Source organism: Flavobacterium sp. WC2430 (genome assembly GCF_040822075.1).
Classification (GTDB): domain Bacteria; phylum Bacteroidota; class Bacteroidia; order Flavobacteriales; family Flavobacteriaceae; genus Flavobacterium.
Window position 1 is genome coordinate 3557811 of the sequence record NZ_CP162007.1, and the last position, 16993, is coordinate 3574803.

Annotated in this window: 19 protein-coding genes; 16 read left to right on the forward strand and 3 right to left on the reverse strand. The window is 34.3% G+C overall.

The genetic code is table 11. From position 1 onward, the window contains the following. The first annotated feature begins 108 nt into the window (after positions 1-108). Positions 109-1170 carry a retron St85 family RNA-directed DNA polymerase gene (locus AB3G36_RS15470; RefSeq protein ID WP_367754215.1) on the forward strand — a complete coding sequence of 354 codons (1062 nt, stop codon included), beginning with the start codon at positions 109-111 and terminating at the stop codon, positions 1168-1170. A gap of 183 nt (positions 1171-1353) precedes the next feature. Further along, a complete protein-coding gene (locus AB3G36_RS15475; protein WP_367754217.1) occupies positions 1354-1815 on the forward strand; it encodes a DinB family protein in 462 nt (153 codons plus the stop codon). A 12-nt stretch (positions 1816-1827) separates the two neighbouring features. Here the strand turns inward: AB3G36_RS15475 and AB3G36_RS15480 are convergent, their stop codons facing one another. The 3 genes from AB3G36_RS15480 to AB3G36_RS15490 are packed head-to-tail and all read right to left on the reverse strand — an operon-like array spanning position 1828 to position 5826. Then, positions 1828-3420, reverse strand: coding sequence for an MFS transporter (locus AB3G36_RS15480; RefSeq protein WP_367754219.1), 1593 nt, complete (start codon positions 3418-3420; stop codon positions 1828-1830). A gap of 7 nt (positions 3421-3427) precedes the next feature. Further along, positions 3428-4489 (reverse strand): HlyD family secretion protein, encoded by a 1062-nt coding sequence (locus tag AB3G36_RS15485; protein ID WP_367754221.1) that lies wholly within the window; start codon positions 4487-4489, stop codon positions 3428-3430. A 2-nt stretch (positions 4490-4491) separates the two neighbouring features. Further along, on the reverse strand, positions 4492-5826 hold the full coding sequence (locus AB3G36_RS15490; RefSeq protein WP_367754223.1) for a TolC family protein: 1335 nt from the start codon (positions 5824-5826) through the stop codon (positions 4492-4494). A gap of 104 nt (positions 5827-5930) precedes the next feature. Here AB3G36_RS15490 and AB3G36_RS15495 point away from each other — a divergent pair, with 104 nt between their 5' ends. From AB3G36_RS15495 to AB3G36_RS15560, 14 genes are all read left to right on the forward strand, one after another. Further along, the gene (locus AB3G36_RS15495) at positions 5931-6743 is read left to right on the forward strand and encodes an AraC family transcriptional regulator (RefSeq protein ID WP_367754225.1); all 813 of its coding nucleotides are present in this window, start codon (positions 5931-5933) and stop codon (positions 6741-6743) included. Between the two features lie 234 nt (positions 6744-6977). Then, on the forward strand, positions 6978-7877 hold the full coding sequence (locus tag AB3G36_RS15500) for a DnaJ C-terminal domain-containing protein (protein ID WP_367754227.1): 900 nt from the start codon (positions 6978-6980) through the stop codon (positions 7875-7877). Further along, positions 7874-8167, forward strand: a complete 294-nt coding sequence (locus AB3G36_RS15505) for a chaperone modulator CbpM (protein WP_367754229.1) — start codon at positions 7874-7876, stop codon at positions 8165-8167. Before AB3G36_RS15500 ends, AB3G36_RS15505 begins: the two co-directional genes overlap by 4 nt. A 63-nt stretch (positions 8168-8230) precedes the next feature. Continuing rightward, positions 8231-8593, forward strand: a complete 363-nt coding sequence (locus tag AB3G36_RS15510; RefSeq protein ID WP_367754231.1) for an STAS/SEC14 domain-containing protein — start codon at positions 8231-8233, stop codon at positions 8591-8593. A 44-nt stretch (positions 8594-8637) separates the two neighbouring features. Beyond that, the gene (gene atpD / locus AB3G36_RS15515) at positions 8638-10101 is read left to right on the forward strand and encodes a F0F1 ATP synthase subunit beta (RefSeq protein WP_367754232.1); all 1464 of its coding nucleotides are present in this window, start codon (positions 8638-8640) and stop codon (positions 10099-10101) included. Next, the gene (locus AB3G36_RS15520) at positions 10058-10462 is read left to right on the forward strand and encodes a F0F1 ATP synthase subunit epsilon (RefSeq protein ID WP_367754234.1); all 405 of its coding nucleotides are present in this window, start codon (positions 10058-10060) and stop codon (positions 10460-10462) included. The genes atpD and AB3G36_RS15520 overlap by 44 nt, the downstream gene beginning before the upstream one ends. 1 nt (position 10463) lies before the next feature. Next, entirely contained in the window at positions 10464-10790 is a 327-nt protein-coding gene (locus tag AB3G36_RS15525) for an AtpZ/AtpI family protein (RefSeq protein ID WP_367754236.1), read from the forward strand. Next, positions 10783-11100, forward strand: coding sequence for an ATP synthase subunit I (locus AB3G36_RS15530; RefSeq protein ID WP_367754238.1), 318 nt, complete (start codon positions 10783-10785; stop codon positions 11098-11100). Before AB3G36_RS15525 ends, AB3G36_RS15530 begins: the two co-directional genes overlap by 8 nt. Beyond that, complete coding sequence (locus AB3G36_RS15535) at positions 11090-11776, forward strand: F0F1 ATP synthase subunit A (protein WP_367754240.1); 687 nt, start codon at positions 11090-11092, stop codon at positions 11774-11776. The genes AB3G36_RS15530 and AB3G36_RS15535 overlap by 11 nt, the downstream gene beginning before the upstream one ends. Before the next feature lie 19 nt (positions 11777-11795). Further along, positions 11796-12065, forward strand: coding sequence for a F0F1 ATP synthase subunit C (locus AB3G36_RS15540; RefSeq protein ID WP_367754242.1), 270 nt, complete (start codon positions 11796-11798; stop codon positions 12063-12065). Between the two features lie 7 nt (positions 12066-12072). Continuing rightward, entirely contained in the window at positions 12073-12858 is a 786-nt protein-coding gene (locus AB3G36_RS15545) for a hypothetical protein (RefSeq protein WP_367754244.1), read from the forward strand. A gap of 39 nt (positions 12859-12897) precedes the next feature. Then, positions 12898-14448, forward strand: coding sequence for an alternate F1F0 ATPase, F1 subunit alpha (locus tag AB3G36_RS15550; protein ID WP_367754245.1), 1551 nt, complete (start codon positions 12898-12900; stop codon positions 14446-14448). Beyond that, the gene (locus tag AB3G36_RS15555) at positions 14448-15332 is read left to right on the forward strand and encodes a F0F1 ATP synthase subunit gamma (RefSeq protein WP_367754247.1); all 885 of its coding nucleotides are present in this window, start codon (positions 14448-14450) and stop codon (positions 15330-15332) included. Before AB3G36_RS15550 ends, AB3G36_RS15555 begins: the two co-directional genes overlap by 1 nt. A gap of 157 nt (positions 15333-15489) precedes the next feature. After that, positions 15490-16992: a thymidine phosphorylase family protein gene (locus AB3G36_RS15560; protein ID WP_367754249.1), complete on the forward strand. Its 1503-nt coding sequence runs from the start codon at positions 15490-15492 to the stop codon at positions 16990-16992. The last annotated feature ends 1 nt before the right edge of the window (position 16993 follow it).

A 16993-nucleotide genomic window follows, 5' to 3' on the forward strand; every position in this document is an offset into this window, starting at 1 on the left:
AGCACTGGGTTTAAAAGGCTCTCCGCAGAGCTCCGAACCTTTTAAACCCGTATTCCTAATTGGAGTGAGTGACATAAAAGTCCTCACTCCATTAACGATTTAAAGGCTATGGATTTTGCTCAATATAAAGAAACTTTCGCAGAAGAAGCTACAAAAGTAGGCTACTCCAACCAGAATATAAACCACTGTTTGGATTATGCCGAAGTGCTTTTTTTAAACAACGTTCCCGTTATTTATGACTCTTCCCATTTATCCTTACTTGTAGGATATAAAAAAGAATATCTAAAAAAAGCCGCATTGTACACCAAATACTTTTATCGTAATTTTGAAATCACAAAAAAGAACGGAAAAAAAAGAGCCATTTCGGAACCATTGCCTAGTTTAAAAGAAATACAGCACTGGATTCTAAAAAACATTTTATACAAAACTCCCATAAGTCCATTTGCTAAAGCGTATAAACCTCACGTAACTATTCTAGAGAACTTACGATTTCATAAAAACCAACTCAAAGTATTTACCCTTGACTTAGTGGATTTTTTTCCCTCAATTAAAATTGAAAGTGTAGAGCAAATATTTTTGGGAATAGGCTATTCAAAAAGTATTTCAAATTTATTATCACAACTATGTACTAAAGATGGTTTTCTACCACAAGGAGCGCCAACTAGCCCTTATCTCTCCAACCTAATTTTTAAAGAAACTGATGAAGCTATTTCTGAATATTGCAAACAACATAAAATTAGATATACCCGTTATGCCGATGATTTAAGTTTTTCAGGAAATTTTGATGAAAAAAAATTGCTTCAAAAAGTAACTGAAAACATTCAAAAAATAGGCTTTAAAATCAATGTTGAAAAAACAAAACTCATGAGACAAAACATGAGACAAACTGTTACAGGAATTGTTGTCAATGATAAACCACAGGTCGTTTTCCATAAACGCAATAAATTAAGACAAGCCATGTATTATATCATGAAATTTGGTATTGATGAGCATCGGGAATACAAAGAAATAGACCAAGTTCATTTTCTCGAACATTTATTAGGCAAAATAAATTTTGTTTTACAAATCAATCCAAAAGATTATGAGTTTATAAGATATAAGTCATTCCTTCTTGATTTAAAAGAAAAGCAAAAAGCTCGCATGATAAAAACAGAACTATTACTGATGTAAAAAGCAATATGAACAACTAATAATAGTAGAAAAGCCCTTTATTGGGCTATTTTTATTTCGCTTCCTCTCTCAAAATAAAAATTTTAGACTAAATTCACAATTCAACACCCTTTTTTCGTTTCAGGAAAGTTAGGACCCTATCACAACAATACAAAGTTGAAATCACTAAAAAACCCTTATTTAATGAAATCAAAAACTCAGTTATTTATTGCGCTATGGCAAGAAGGTAGAACTAGATTTACAAAGCAATTAGATTTAATTATAGAAAATGATTTGAAAAAGAAATTGGCAACTTCGCCCAATAGCCTTGGTTTTCTTATTCGCCATATTAGTGATGTTGAGTTGCTTTTTACAAAAAATATATTTGGTGCAAGCGAAGTTAAAGTAATTGCAAAAACAGTAATTACAAAAAAGGATACCGGTGAATGGACCAACCTATCCGAATTAAAAGAATACTCCCATTATGCCTATCAAAATTTATTAGCTATACTTGAAAAACAAACGGATACCGACTGGGATACCTCTATTACTACGTCAGAATTTGGCACAAAGACAAAAGCTGAAGCCCTAGGAAGAATTGTATCCCATACTGCTTATCATGCTGGACAAATGTCTATAATTAATAAATATGGAACCAGTTCCTAATTCATTGTTCTGCTAAATAGGAATTACTTTAGCTCCAATTTTTCTGAAATGAAAATGAAAATGAGGGATTAATGCGATGCCTAGCATAATGAAAAATATTACAATCCCCATAAAATAATAGTAATCCCTTGCGAACAAGGTATTAGTATGAATAGCAACTGCTTTACCTAACAATTTTTTAGCCAAAACTTTAGCTTTCATTGCCGAAGCTCCGTTGGCAAGTGCTGCATTTTCATACAATTGCAAACGCTTACTCGATTCATAATTTAAAGTAGTAACTGAGTTACCTAACTCATGATAATGCACACTTACTTGTCGCAGATTCATAAAAGAAATTAGCGCTAAACTTACAGTAAAAGCAAAAAATCGGAAAGAAACACCACTCAATGAGGCAGAAAAACTTTTGGATTCTGGTACTGATGCAATTGTAAACATAACGATAGAAAGCATTAAAATTCCATTTCCTAAACCTTGAAAAAACAGCGGTAATAAAACACTTTCTTCATTGGCCTGCGAGCCAAAAATAAAAAACATTTGAATATGATAGAGTAATAAAAAAGCAAATCCTGTAAGCCAAATTAAGCGCATATTTCTTTTACTTAACAGGAAACGAGCCGTTAATGCAATTCCTACAACAATTCCTAAAGCATTAAAAAACATAATGTAAGCATAATGATACGAATCTAATCCCATATCATTAAAAAGAAATGTGTTCGCAGCACTCAAATCTCCTTTACAAATATAATACAGTACGAGTAGTGCTCCACCTATTCTAAAATTTCTAAATTTGTAAATAGTTAAATCTATAAACGGACGCTTATTGTTTTTCTGCATGATAATAAAAGTAGCAAGTAATAACATTATTGTCCCTAAACAAACCCAAATACGAATGCTTTCAAACCAATTGTAATATTGTCCATACAAAAGAACATAGGCAATTATTGTTAGTAGAGAACTATAAATCACAAAACTTTTCCAATCCAATTGATGTAAAGGAAACCTTTTACTATGCAAACGTATGTTTGTTTTAAGACAAAGAAACAGCAATAATACTCCTGGAATTTGAACATAAATAATGGCAAGATACATTACATTAAAATCATAGTTTTGAAATACATAAGCATCAAACAAGTATGTAAAAGCATTCGAAATAAGTAGCGTTCCGTAAAAAACAGCATACCCTAATACTCTGGAGCGCTCTGAATGAAATTGAGAAAAAATTAAACTTAATGTAATTCCAATCATTGCAACAGTAACTGCTCCACCTAAAAATCGTAAAATAAAGAAAAGTAGGGCGTCATTAGTAGTATACAAAACTAAATTGATCGCTGTGAACAATAAAACACTCATTAGAAAATACGTTTTGGAAGCAAAATAGCTAAAAAACCTTCTTTCTAATGGAAAGAAACTGGCAATTCCAACATAATACAAAACGATGGAGAATTGGATATCAGTAGGATCCAGACCGTAATAACTGGCGGCACTATTAATTCCTCCAATGTAACCTGCTAACATGGATACCGCTGGCAGAATTACTAAAAAAATAACCGCTTTAATTAACCATTTGGGAACCCAACTTTTAAATATGTTTGATGACTGATCCATGTAACTATTATAATTTAGGAATCAATACCTCAGCATTCATCCCTGCACGTAGATTATTTGTTTTAGCAACAGCATCTGTCAAAAGAATTCGAACTGGAAATCGTTGAATAATTTTTACAAAATTTCCTGTTGCATTGTCTGGTGGCAAAAGAGAAAAACGAGATCCTGTAGCTGGCGCAAGCGACTGTATTTTACCGTGATAGGTTTCATCTGAATAAGCATCAACTTTAATCACTACCTCCTGCCCTTCTTTCATATTGGCAATTTGAGTTTCTTTAAAATTAGCTACAATCCATTTTCCCTGGTCTTGATCTACAATGAATCCTAAAGTTTGTCCTTTTTGAATTAATTGTCCTACCTGCAAGGTTTTGTCACCCATAATTCCATCTGCGGGAGCGGTAATAACAGCATAAGTCAAATTGAGTTTTATATTAGCCACTATTGCTTCTCTCTGCTGCACATTTGCTTTAGCAACGGCCAATTGAGAATCGACATCATTTATTCTCCCTCTAGCCGTTTTATAGGTATTTTGAACTGCTTTATACTCTGATTTTGCTATTTCAAAACTCGTTTTTATGGCTTCAAAATGCTGTTGTGTAACTGCTTCTTCATCCAATAGTTTTTTATATCTATTAAATTCTTGTCCTTGTTGCCACAATTTGGCTCTGGATGCGGCAATACTTGCTTCGCTTACTGAGGCGCTACTAGTAGTCGTTACAGCATTACTTTCTAATACCAACAAAGAAGCTTTTGCTGAACTCAATATGGCTTCGGCTTCTTGTAATTGCATTAGCGTTTCATTTTTATCTATCACAAACAAGGTATCTCCTTTATGAACTCTTTGATGATCTCTAAATTTAATTTCCTGCACTAAACCTGTTGTACGGCTCAATATTGGATTTATATATTCTTCTACTTGTGCGTCATTAGTTTCTTCATATCGATACATTTTTACCAGTGTATAACCACCATAAACTAACAATAAAATTAATACTATAGAGGCAATGCTATAGGTAATCTTAACCGTTATCCTGTCAATACGTTCGTGTTTTTCTGTTATTGTAGCCATAATTATAGGTCTCCTGTATTTTTTAAAAGTTCGTAATAATGTAATTGTTCTGATATTTTGGCTGAAATGAGATCGAATTGGGCTTGCAATAATTGAGTATCTGCATCCAATAAATCAGTAATTAAAGACAATTGGTTAAAATAAGTTTGATTGAGAATTCGGTAATTCTCTGTCGCTTGTTTTACATTCAATTGTAGTTCTTCAATTTTTTCTTGATCCTCTATATAATGTTTGTAGGCTTTATTGATATCCTTACGCAAATTATCTTGCACATATTCTTGTGCTATTTTTTGCTCTTCATATACTATTTTAGCTTCTTCCTCCTTATGAACATCATGATAAATAGATGAAATAGAATAAGATAATTTCACTCCTACTACACCTAATAAGTAAGGTGCATTTTCATAGGGATATAACTTAATTTGTGGATACGAATAATTATAATCCCCAAACAAACCTATTCTTGGCAATTTATCTGCTTTTAACCCTTCAATATTTAATTTGCTGAGTGCTACTTTTTGCTTTGCAATCTTCTGTAATGGTGATTTGTTTATGGCACTGTCAATATAATCATCGTAGCTCATTAATTTTTGATTTTCCTGAAGACCTATATTATCTGTGGGTTTTAAATTTTGCTCATCTGGTTCCCCCATGAAAATATTTAATTCCTGCATGGCTAATTGTGCATTATTACGAATAGCCGTTAATGCCGTTTTCTGTTTGGACAATTGCAGTTGCGCTCGAAGTAAATCACTTTTTAAAACCACTCCTCCAGTATGCAGTTTCTCGATTAAATTTAATCGTTCTTCATTTTGATAAATATTTTTCTTTACTAATTTTTCCAATTGTAAATACAGTTGTAATTTTAAATACGCTTGAGCCACTTGATAGTGAATAGACTCAATCGTTTCCTCTTCTATATATTGGGATAACTCTTGCTTCACCGCTTCTTTTTGAATGTTTGTTTTGAGCTTATGTCCATTATAAATATCAAAATAAGCATCTATAGTAGCCCCATAAATAGAATGATCTTCTAACGGAATGTAATCAGGGTGGTGTAAAACTCCGTTATTAAAAATTGGAATATTAGCTAATTTACCATAGTTGGCATTAAAGCCTATTTCTGGCAATTGTTTGCTCTTTGCATTTTTTACAGCTTCCCCTCCCGACTCGGTATGCAAATGGTGCATTTTAATCTCTTTGCTGTTTGTGGACACTTTTTTCCAAACTTTTTCTAATGATATAGGAATACTATCCTTACTAACTTCTTGTGCTTGTAGGGACACCAGTGGGAACAAGAATACAGGTACTACTATTTTGTAACAATTAAAGTGCATAATTAGTTCTTAAATTAAAATGCAAAATTGCGACATCTTTTTAAGTCTTATTTTGTTAATTAAGCCATTTATTTGTTAATTTGAGCCAAATTAATATTTATCAAATGATACCGACAAAAGAGCTTGGATTTTTACAGAAAGTGAATCAATATCCTAAGACAACTTATATATACCATACAAAGATTGAGGAACGTCTTGACATGCACAGTCACAACAAGCATCAACTTACCTACGTTGAAGGGGGTGCGGCCTTTTTAAAAACAAACGACAATTCCTATTTCCTACCAGCCCGACATTATGTATGGATTCCCGCAGAGATGGAACATTTCATTGAATTAAAAACATCTGTAAGTATGATTCGAAATATTTATATCCCAACTCATATCCTTCCTAACAATGAATTTTATTCGAAAATGGGAATTTACCCTGCTTCCAATTTAATTTTGGAGATGATACTATATACTGAAAACTGGAGTGAGAATATTTTTGAAAAAGAAAAAAGTAAATACCAATACATAAAAACTCTAGGTACTATTATTGCTGAAATCAGTAAAAACCCACTGCCTGTTGTTATTCCTACTACTACAAATGTACGATTGAGTCCCATTTTAAAACACATTCATTTTCACGTTGACCAACCATTACTATTAAAGGATGTTGCTAAATTATTTGGTTTTAGTAGCCGTAGTCTTTCCCGTTTATTTAGAGATACTTTGGATATATCCTTTCTACAATATGTAAAACTCACCCGAATTATTCTCAGTATGGAAAAGTTATTACAAACCGAATTATCTATTAGCGAAATTGCCTATGCATCTGGATATAATAGTTTAGCCACTTTTAGTAATACTTTTTATAATTTGGCTAAAATAAGACCCGTTGACTTTAGAAAAACGAATCGAGAGATTTCTAAATAATTAAAACAGCTATTTCTTAAAAAGAATAGCTATTCCTTTTAATAGAACTAATCCATAGCTAAAACTTCAATTCTTATATAAAATAAATAATCGATTGAAATAAAACATTTTATGCTTATTTATCATGTAAAAATTGATTAAATTTGAAAGAAGCAATTTCTCTTTGCTCGGTAAACCTTTATACCATAAATCCATAAAGACTTATAATTAGTAATTCTAAAAAAACAAAGTAAAATGGCATTTATAGACTATTACAAAGTATTAGAAATAGATAAAAAAGCAACGGAGACGGAAATAAAGAAAGCCTACCGAAAAATGGCTCGTAAATACCATCCAGACTTAAATCCAAACGATAAACAAGCAGAAATAAAATTTAAAGAAGTCAATGAAGCCAACGAAGTATTAAGCAATCCTGAAAATCGTAAAAAATATGATGAATACGGTGAAAATTGGCAACATGCCGAAGAATATGAAAAATCGAAAAGGCAGCAGCAACACTACCAAGGAAGTGGTCAACAAGGCGGTTTTGGAGGTTTTGAAGGTGGAGATTACTCCGATTTTTTTGAATCTATGTTTGGTGGTAGAGGCACTAGAGGTGGTGGACGTCAAAGCGCACAATTTAAAGGACAGGATTTTAATGCTGAATTACATCTTGATCTTAAAGAGGTTTACACCACACACAAACGTACGTTAACTATTAATGGTAAAAATATCCGACTCACAATACCTGCTGGAGTAGAAAATGGCCAAGTCATAAAAATCACAGGACATGGTGGCGATGGCGCAGGTGGTGGACCAAAAGGTGATTTATATATCACCTTCTCAATATCAAACCATACTGATTTTAAACGCGACAAGAACAATCTTTATTCTAATGTGGATCTGAATCTTTATAGTGCCATTTTAGGAGGTGAAATTACCGTAAATACATTTGATGGAAAAGTAAAACTAAAAGTAGCGCCCGGAACTCAAAACGGTACTACAGTAAAACTTAAAGGAAAAGGGTTTCCTGTTTATAAAAAGGAAGGACAATTTGGAGACCTATACATCAACTACCAAATTGTAGTTCCAACCAACCTGACGGATAAAGAAAAAGAATTATTCACAGAACTTGCTAAGCTAAAAAAACCATGAGTATAGAAAATTTTATCCCCGTAAATACCCTATGTATTCATTATAAAATGGAGCAAAGCTTCTTTGGTACTTTAAGTGAAATGGGGCTTATTGAAATCCAAATTATTGATAAAACACCCTACATTCATCAAGATTCATTATATGAAGTGGAAAAAATGATTCGGATGCATCAGGATTTAGAAGTAAATCTTGAAGGAATCGATGTTGTTCTCAACTTATTACAAAAAATAGATTCCTTAAAAAAAGAAATTCATACGGTTAGAAACCGCTTGCGATTGTACGAAAACTAATAATTGCCTCCCCTTCTCTATTTTCTATTACCTATAAATAACAGATTTAAAATTCTAGAAAACATGATAAAAATAATGAATGATTTACCGAACAATGTTTTGGGTATTTCTGGAGAAGGAAAAATTACAGGAACAGATTACGAAACTATTTTAATGCCAGCCGTTGAGGATAAACTAAAAAGGCATAAAAAAATTAACCTACTCTATCATCTAGGAGATAAATATACTGGATTTGATTTGCATGCTATCTTTGATGATGCGAAACTAGGATTTCAACATTTATCCGCTTGGGACAAGATAGCCCTAGTCTCCGATCATGAATTGATAAACACTACTGCTAAATTATTTGGCTTCATGTTGCCTTGCACACTTCGTACGTTTAAAAATGATAAATTAGAAGAAGCCAAAAAATGGATTATAGAATGAATAACTGAGTTTATTAAAACAAATGTTTTTTTATTTTTTGCCATATGGAAAAAACTCCATCACATAAAAATAAATCTTCCCATTGTGGAAAAATTATTTCTGTTAGAGGTAGTGTGGTAGATGTATGGTTTGAAAATAATTTGCCTTCCATCTATACCGTACTTCATACTGGAAAGGATAAACAAGTTATACTAGAAGTATTGACCCAGCTAGATGTAAACAGAGTCCGTAGCATTGCGCTAACCCCTACTCAAGGACTTGCTCGTGGTATGGAAGTTGAAACAACTGGAGAGCAACTTACAATACCTGTGGGAAAAGAAATCATGGGACGGATGTTTGATGTTTTTGGAAAAACCATTGATAAAAAACCACCTATAAAAGCTACTGAATGGCGCAGTATCCATCAAGTACCTCCCCAATTATCAAAAAGACTCACAAAATCAGCCATCTTTGTAACAGGCATTAAAGCCATTGATGTGCTAATCCCCATGGAGTTAGGTGGAAAATCCGGGCTTTTTGGAGGTGCAGGTGTAGGTAAAACTGTTTTATTGACAGAGATGATACATAATATGGTTTTGCATAACAAAGGAGTCAGTATGTTTTGTGGCATTGGGGAACGTTGTCGTGAAGGGAATGAACTTTACCATGATATGCAAGAAGCGGATGTTCTAAAAAACATGGTAATGATGTTTGGTCAAATGAATGAACCGCCAGGAGCTCGTTTTAGAGTTGGACATGCAGCATTAACTATGGCCGAATACTTTCGGGATGATGAACATAGGGATGTTTTATTACTTATTGATAATATTTTTAGATTCATCCAAGCTGGTATGGAGGTTTCTGGCTTGATGGGACAAATGCCTTCCCGTTTAGGTTATCAACCTACATTAGGAACCGAACTTTCTAAACTGGAAGAGCGGATCGCCAATACTGATGCTGGAGCCATTACCTCGATTCAAGCTGTTTATGTTCCTGCTGATGATTTGACTGATCCAGCAGCTGTACATACTTTTTCCCATCTGTCAGCCTCAATTGTTCTTTCTAGAAAAAGAGCTAGTGAAGGTCTTTATCCCGCCATTGATTTATTACAGTCCAATTCAAAAATGGCCACTCCAAGTATTATTGGCGAACGACATTATAATTTGGCTCGGGAAATAAGGCAAACATTAGAACAGTATGAAAATCTAAAAGATATTATCGCCATGTTAGGACTGGAACAATTGTCATTGGAAGACCGTAATATCGTAAATAGGGCCCGCCGTTTGGAACGATTTCTCACACAACCCTTTTTTACCACCGAAAAATTCAGTGGAATCAAAGGAAAAAATGTAAGCCTGAAAGATACATTGGATGGCTGTGAACGAATTCTTTCGGATGAATTCAAAGAATTACCTGAAAGTACTTTTTATATGATAGGTACCATTGATGAAGCTTTAGAAAGACATAACGAAAAATCAAATAAAAATGGAATCAACATCCATGAATCTGAAAATTCTCCTTCCATATAAAATATTCAACGAGATTGATAAAGTTGAGCAAATCATTGCAGAAACTACTGAAGGTTCGTTTGGATTTTTACCACATCGTTTGGATTGCGTTGCAGCATTAGTCCCTGGTATCCTAGCTTATAAAACAGCTAAATCTAACATACAATATGTTGCGATTGATCAAGGTATTTTAATAAAATTTGGCTCACAAGTATTCGTTTCTGTGCGGAATGCCGTAGGCGGAAAAGATCTTGGCAAACTCCAAGAATCGATAGAAAACGAATTTAAAAATTTAGATGATAAAGAAAAACAAATGCGCTCTGTCATGACTAAACTGGAAAGCAGTTTTATTCAAACTTTGAAAAAATTTCGAAAAGAATAAAATGAAAACAACAGATACAAAAAATGAGAATCCATTTAGCAAACAAGTGGGACTGAAAGAAAAGAGAAAACTGAAAGCGTTAAAGGAAAACAAAAGAAGCATTTGGTTTGGCCTTGGAATGTTTGGCTTAGTAGGCTGGTCGATAACAATCCCAACCCTAGTAGGTATTGCGATTGGATTATGGTTAGATAAAAAATACCCCGAATCGTTTTCCTGGACCATGTCTTTTTTAATTATTGGTTTATTTACAGGTTGCCTCATAGCATGGCATTGGGTAGCTAAAGAAAATAAAGAAATGCATCAAGATAAAAAACAAAAAAATGAATGATGTTTTACAGCTGTTTTTTGCATTCACCTTAGGAATAATCTTAGGAGGACTATTTTTTGCTGGATTGTGGTTTACAGTAAAAAAAGCCGTGCAATCAACTATACCATTAGTCTGGTTTGGATTAAGTTTTTTAATTAGAGTATTTATTCTATTATTTGGGTTTTATTCTATTTCGCATACTAGTTATCCAAAACTTATCGCATGCTTACTTGGTTTTATAACGGCCCGAATTATTATACTGCGAATGACCAAATCGTATGATGAAAGACAAACAAAATTAAAAAAAGAGGAGGTGCATCATGAAACTTAGTCCCGACGAAACAGTCTTTTGGCAACACGGTTTTATCCGTATTAATCTAACCTTAGTAACAACTTGGGCAGTATTGATTTTGATGGTGGTTGGTGCACGATTAATCACAAGAAAACTTAAAACCGATATTCATATTTCGCGCTGGCAATGCATCTTAGAAATAGTTGTATTGGGTATAGCAACTCAAATTAAAGAAATAGGATTAGACAAACCGGAAAAATTTATCGGATTCATTGGGACTCTATTTTTATTTATTGCTGTTTCAAATCTTTGCATAATTTTCCCAGGATACATTCCGCCAACGAGTTCGCTTTCAACGACGGTAGCCCTTGCTATTTGTGTTTTTGTAGCAGTTCCTTTTTTTGGTATTCTCGAAAGTGGAATAATGGGTTACCTAAAATCGTATTTGCAACCTACAGTTATCATGTTGCCATTTAATATTATAAGTGAAATTTCTAGAACCATTGCTTTGGCAGTCCGTTTGTTTGGTAACATCATGAGTGGTGGAATGATTGTCGCCATATTATTGAGCATCATGCCGTTTGTATTTCCCGTATTAATGACAATTCTAGGTTTAATTACCGGAATCATTCAGGCTTATATTTTCAGTATTCTGGCAACTGTTTATATCGCTGCCGCCACACATGAATCGAAATCAAGTACAGAAACAGAATAATAACCTAATAACATTTCTCATGGACAATTCAACAATAATTGCGATAGTTTCCATCATCACCGCTGGAGTTACCACTTGCTTAGGGGTTATTGCACCAGGATTAGGTCAAGGAAAATCGATCACAACCGCATTAAACTCAATCGCACAACAACCTGACGCTTCCCAAACCATCACACGAACTTTATTTGTGGGTTTGGCCATGCTAGAGTCACTTGCTATCTACTGTTTTGTGATATCGATGATTCTCATTTTTGCCAATCCTTTTTGGAACTATTTCATAACAAAATAAAAATCAGATGAAGATTAATTGGTTTACAGTAATAGCCCAGATTGTGAATTTCCTTATTTTAGTATGGTTGCTAAAACGATACCTCTATAAGCCAATTCTTACTGCTGTTGAGGAACGCGAAAAAAAAATTGTTGCTCAACTGGAAGATACTGTTTCAGAAAAAAAAGAAGCGATTAAAGAACGGGATGAATTCAATCAAAAAAATCAACTATTCGACCAAAAAAAAGAAGATTTGATGAATAATGTAATTGCGGAAATTAATGAAACGCGCCAAAAACTTCTTGAAGAAGCCCGAAATACCGCAAATGCATTGCAAACCAAATTGAAAAAAACACAGGAAGAAAATCAAGAAAATGTAAATCTGGAGCTCTCACAAAAAATAGAAAAAGAAGTTTTTGCAATTGCAAAAAAAATACTTGCTGATCTTGCTTCGGTTAGTTTAGAGAAACAAGTTGTCAACGTTTTTATAAAGCACTTAAAAGAATTGAAAGAAGAAGAAAAGAAACAGTTCCGAGCTGTATTCAAATCTGGGTCAAGTTACATTCTTATAAAAAGCGCTTTTGATTTAACTACTGCCTTACAAGCCAAAATTCAAAAATCGGTAATAGAAATACTCGGATCAGAAATCCAGTTCCAGTATAAAACCATTCCTGAATTAATCAGTGGTATCGAACTCACAGCAAACGGATATAAACTGTCATGGAGCATTTCAGAATATCTTAAATCACTTCAAAGAAAAAATTCAGAAACCATCGCCGAGAAATTAGACGAGATAAATACAAAGAAAAAATAGAAGGGGTTTGGAATTGAAAATATAAACTCGGAATAAAATATGGAATCAACTGATATACATATTACTATTGATAAGACCTTTGAACAACTGGGTCGGGTTAGAGAAAATCATCAGTATTTTTTCAAACCCCGCGAAGTGGGTACAGTCATCAGTGTGTCCGAAGGTGTTGTGCGAGTTTCTGGCCTTCCCAGTACAGGATTTGAAGAGTTATTGAAATTTCCTGGGAATTTATTTGGTATCGCTTTTAATATTGATGAGAATGAAATTGGCGTCATTCTTTTGGGAGAAAACTTTCTTTTGAATGCTGGTGATGAGGTAGAACGAACAGGCAGAATAATGGATATTCCTGTTGGAAATTCATTAATAGGGAGAGTAATAAATCCGTTAGGAGAACCGAAGGATGACAAAGGTACACTTACTTCAAACCAACGCCTACCTATAGAACGCTCTGCTCCTTCCATTATGGACCGCTCCCCTGTTATTGTCCCTTTGCAAACAGGGTTAAAAGTCATTGATGCCTTAATCCCTATCGGTCGTGGTCAACGAGAATTGATTTTAGGTGACCGCCAAACGGGAAAAACGGCCATTGCTATTGACACTATCCTCAACCAGAAGGGTAAAGATGTACTTTGTGTTTATTGTGCTATAGGGCAACGTGCCTCCTCACTAGCCAAAGTGATTGCCAACCTGAAAGAAAAAGGAGCTTTGGAATATACTTTAATGGTGGTCACAGAAGGAAATGACGCCTCTGGATTGCAATATATTGCTCCTTACGCTGCCACCAGTATTGCGGAATATTTTATGGAACAGGGCCGTGATGTCTTGATTGTATATGATGATTTGACCAATCATGCGCGGGCTTACAGGGAACTTTCGCTTCTTTTACGAAGACCCCCTGGACGTGAAGCTTTTCCTGGCGATATTTTTTACATACATTCTAAATTATTGGAACGTGCCACCCATCTCAGTGATGAAATGGGTGGGGGTTCCTTAACAGCCTTACCCATCATTGAAACAGAAGCCCAAAATATTTCGGCCTATATCCCAACCAATCTTATTTCTATCACTGACGGACAACTTTATCTTTCCCCTAAATTGTTTGAATTGGGAATTTTACCCGCTATTGATATCGGTAAATCTGTTTCTCGTGTGGGAGGAAAAGCACAATTACCTGCGTATCGTGCAGTAACTGGAGATCTTAAACTCGCCTATGCCCAATTTGAAGAATTGGAAACCTTTGCTCGTTTTGGTACTCGATTAGACGAAAATACGCGAAAGATAATCGAACACGGAAAGCGAATTCGAAATTGCTTGATACAACCGGAATTACAGCCTATGTCAGTTCCTGAACAAATTGTGGTGCTTATGGCATTGACAAACGGGCTTTTTGATACTATTCCGATTAATAAAATTCAGGAAGCGGAAAAGGCTTTGTACCAAATAAGCTACGACCTTTCTTCGGAAATTTTAGAACAATTAGCATCCAATGATGAATTGAGCAAAGCCAATCAAAAAACGATCCTAAAACTAGCCAGCAATGTACTGGCTCCATTTCAGAATAAACCTCAACCGACAGCAAATAATACGTGATGGATACATTAGAAAACTTAGATCGAAAAATCAATGGTGCTGGAGAATTGAAATCCGTAGTTCGCACTATGAAAGCGATGGCTGCTTCTAATATTGGGCAATATGAAATGGCAGTCAATTCACTAGAAAATTACCATTATACCATCGCGTTAGGAATTATAGCCTATTTTAAAGAAAACGGAAAAGATATTGTCCAAGAAGAAAAAGTCACTAGAAATGAGGACAAACCAATTTGCGCTATTGTTTTTGGTTCAGACCAAGGACTCGTTGGACAATTTAATGATTCCCTTAGCCAATTTGTTTTGGAATCCCTCCTTGATTTAACTGGTAAAAAAGAAATTTGGGTCGTAGGAGAACGCATTCAATTACTACTATCGGATGCTGGATTCGAAACTACTAAAAAATTTATGTTACCTAATTCTGTGCATGCAATCACACTCCTTGTCACTAAAATACTGCTGGAAAGTGAGAAAAGCTATGAAAAGCAAAATACCAGGGAGTTTTATATTTTTCATAATCAATCTATAACAAGAACACACTATTTACCAGTTATGCAACGCCTTTTACCATTGGATAAAAAATGGCGCGACAGCTTTAAAGAAATGCATTGGCCTACCAAAAAAATACCACAGGTTTTAGGAGGGTTGGAAACTACTTTATTGGCGCTAATACGTGAATATCTTTTTGTATCTTTATTCAAATCTTGTGCTGAATCACTAGCTACTGAAAATGCTAGCCGCTTGAGTGCTATGCAAAGAGCCGAAAAAAACATTTCAGAATTATTGGATACGCTCCATCATAAATACCATCGGTTAAGACAAAGTTCCATTGATGAAGAATTATTCGATGTAGTCTCCGGATTTGAAGCATTAAAAAACAAATAGCATTCCATTTTTTTATTTAGACAAATGGCAAAAATTCGGACCCATTGACAGCTACATCTTTAAAATTTATTGTTTGTTTATGTCTTTTCAATTATGGAGAGATTCATTTTTATTTTTAGAATTGTCTGGTTTTAATTAAAATTTAATAATCACTAAAATGAAAACTGCATTTAACACTTTAAAACTCGTTTATCTTGGCATTGATACCCAAAAAGAAAATGTTGTTTTCATGCGTAAAGATTGTCATATCTGTAAATCAGAGGGATTTGAAGCACATAACAGAATTTTAGTTACTGCCAACAATAATTCAATAATCGCTACTTTATTTATAATTACAGATGGAATTATCAAAGACGGAACCGCAGGTCTTTCTGATAGTGCCCATGAAGGTTTAAAGGCAAAAGAAGGGGATGAACTTAGTTTTTCTCATTTACAACCAGTACTTTCCATGCGGAGCATCCGATCAAAAATGTACGGAAAACAATTAAATGATGCTGATTTACTAAACATCATTGATGACATTGTAAAAGGAAAATACTCTAATATAGAAATTGCCGCATTTATAACTGCTTGCGCTGGAGACAATCTTAATATTCATGAAATTATTAGTCTGACCAAAGCTATGGTCTATTCTGGGAAAAAACTATCTTGGGACAAACCGATAGTAGTTGACAAGCATTGTGTAGGTGGGCTTCCTGGAAATCGTACAACACCAATTGTTGTAGCTATAATTGCTCAATATGGGCTTACAATTCCTAAAACATCTTCCCGCGCCATCACTTCTCCAGCAGGTACAGCGGACACATTGGAAACAATAACAGAGGTCAATTTGGATATTAATCAAATTAAAAAAGTAGTCGAAAAAGAAAATGGTTGTTTTGTATGGGGTGGCTCTATAAAACTTAGTCCTGCTGATGATATTTTAATTCGTATTGAAAGAGCACTTGATGTCGATAGCGAAGGTCAAATGATAGCCTCAGTTTTGTCCAAAAAAATCGCTGCAGGCTCTACCCATGTAGTTATTGATATTCCAATTGGAAAAACGGCCAAGGTAAGAACTGAAGAAGATGCTGAAAAACTACGGTATTATTTTCATGTTGTTGGAAAGTCAATGGGCATAGAAGTAAAAGTACTTTTCACAGATGGATCACAACCTATAGGTAGAGGAATTGGGCCATCATTGGAGGCTATGGATGTGTTAAGTGTGTTACGAAATGAAAAAGAAGCTCCTCAAGACTTGAGAAACAAAGCGTTATATATTGCTGGTGCCATTATAGATTTGGCAAATACACAATCAAAAGAAAATGGATTTAATACCGCCGAAAAAATTCTTTCCTCTGGTAAAGCTTATGAAAAATTCACTGCTATTTGTAAAGCCCAAGGTGGATTTAAAGAACCTGAATATGCAATTTATAAAAAAGACATTCATGCTGATAAATCAGGAATTGTAACCGAAATTAACAATCGTAAACTTGCTAAAGTAGCAAAACTTGCAGGTGCACCACATGATTCTAAAGCAGGGGTACTACTTCAAACTCCATTAAATACTCCATTGAATAAGGGAGATTTACTATTTTCTATCTACGCTGAAACTGAGGGAGAATTAAAATATGCAGTCGAATATTTAAAAACGGAACCCAATATTATTTTGATACATTAAA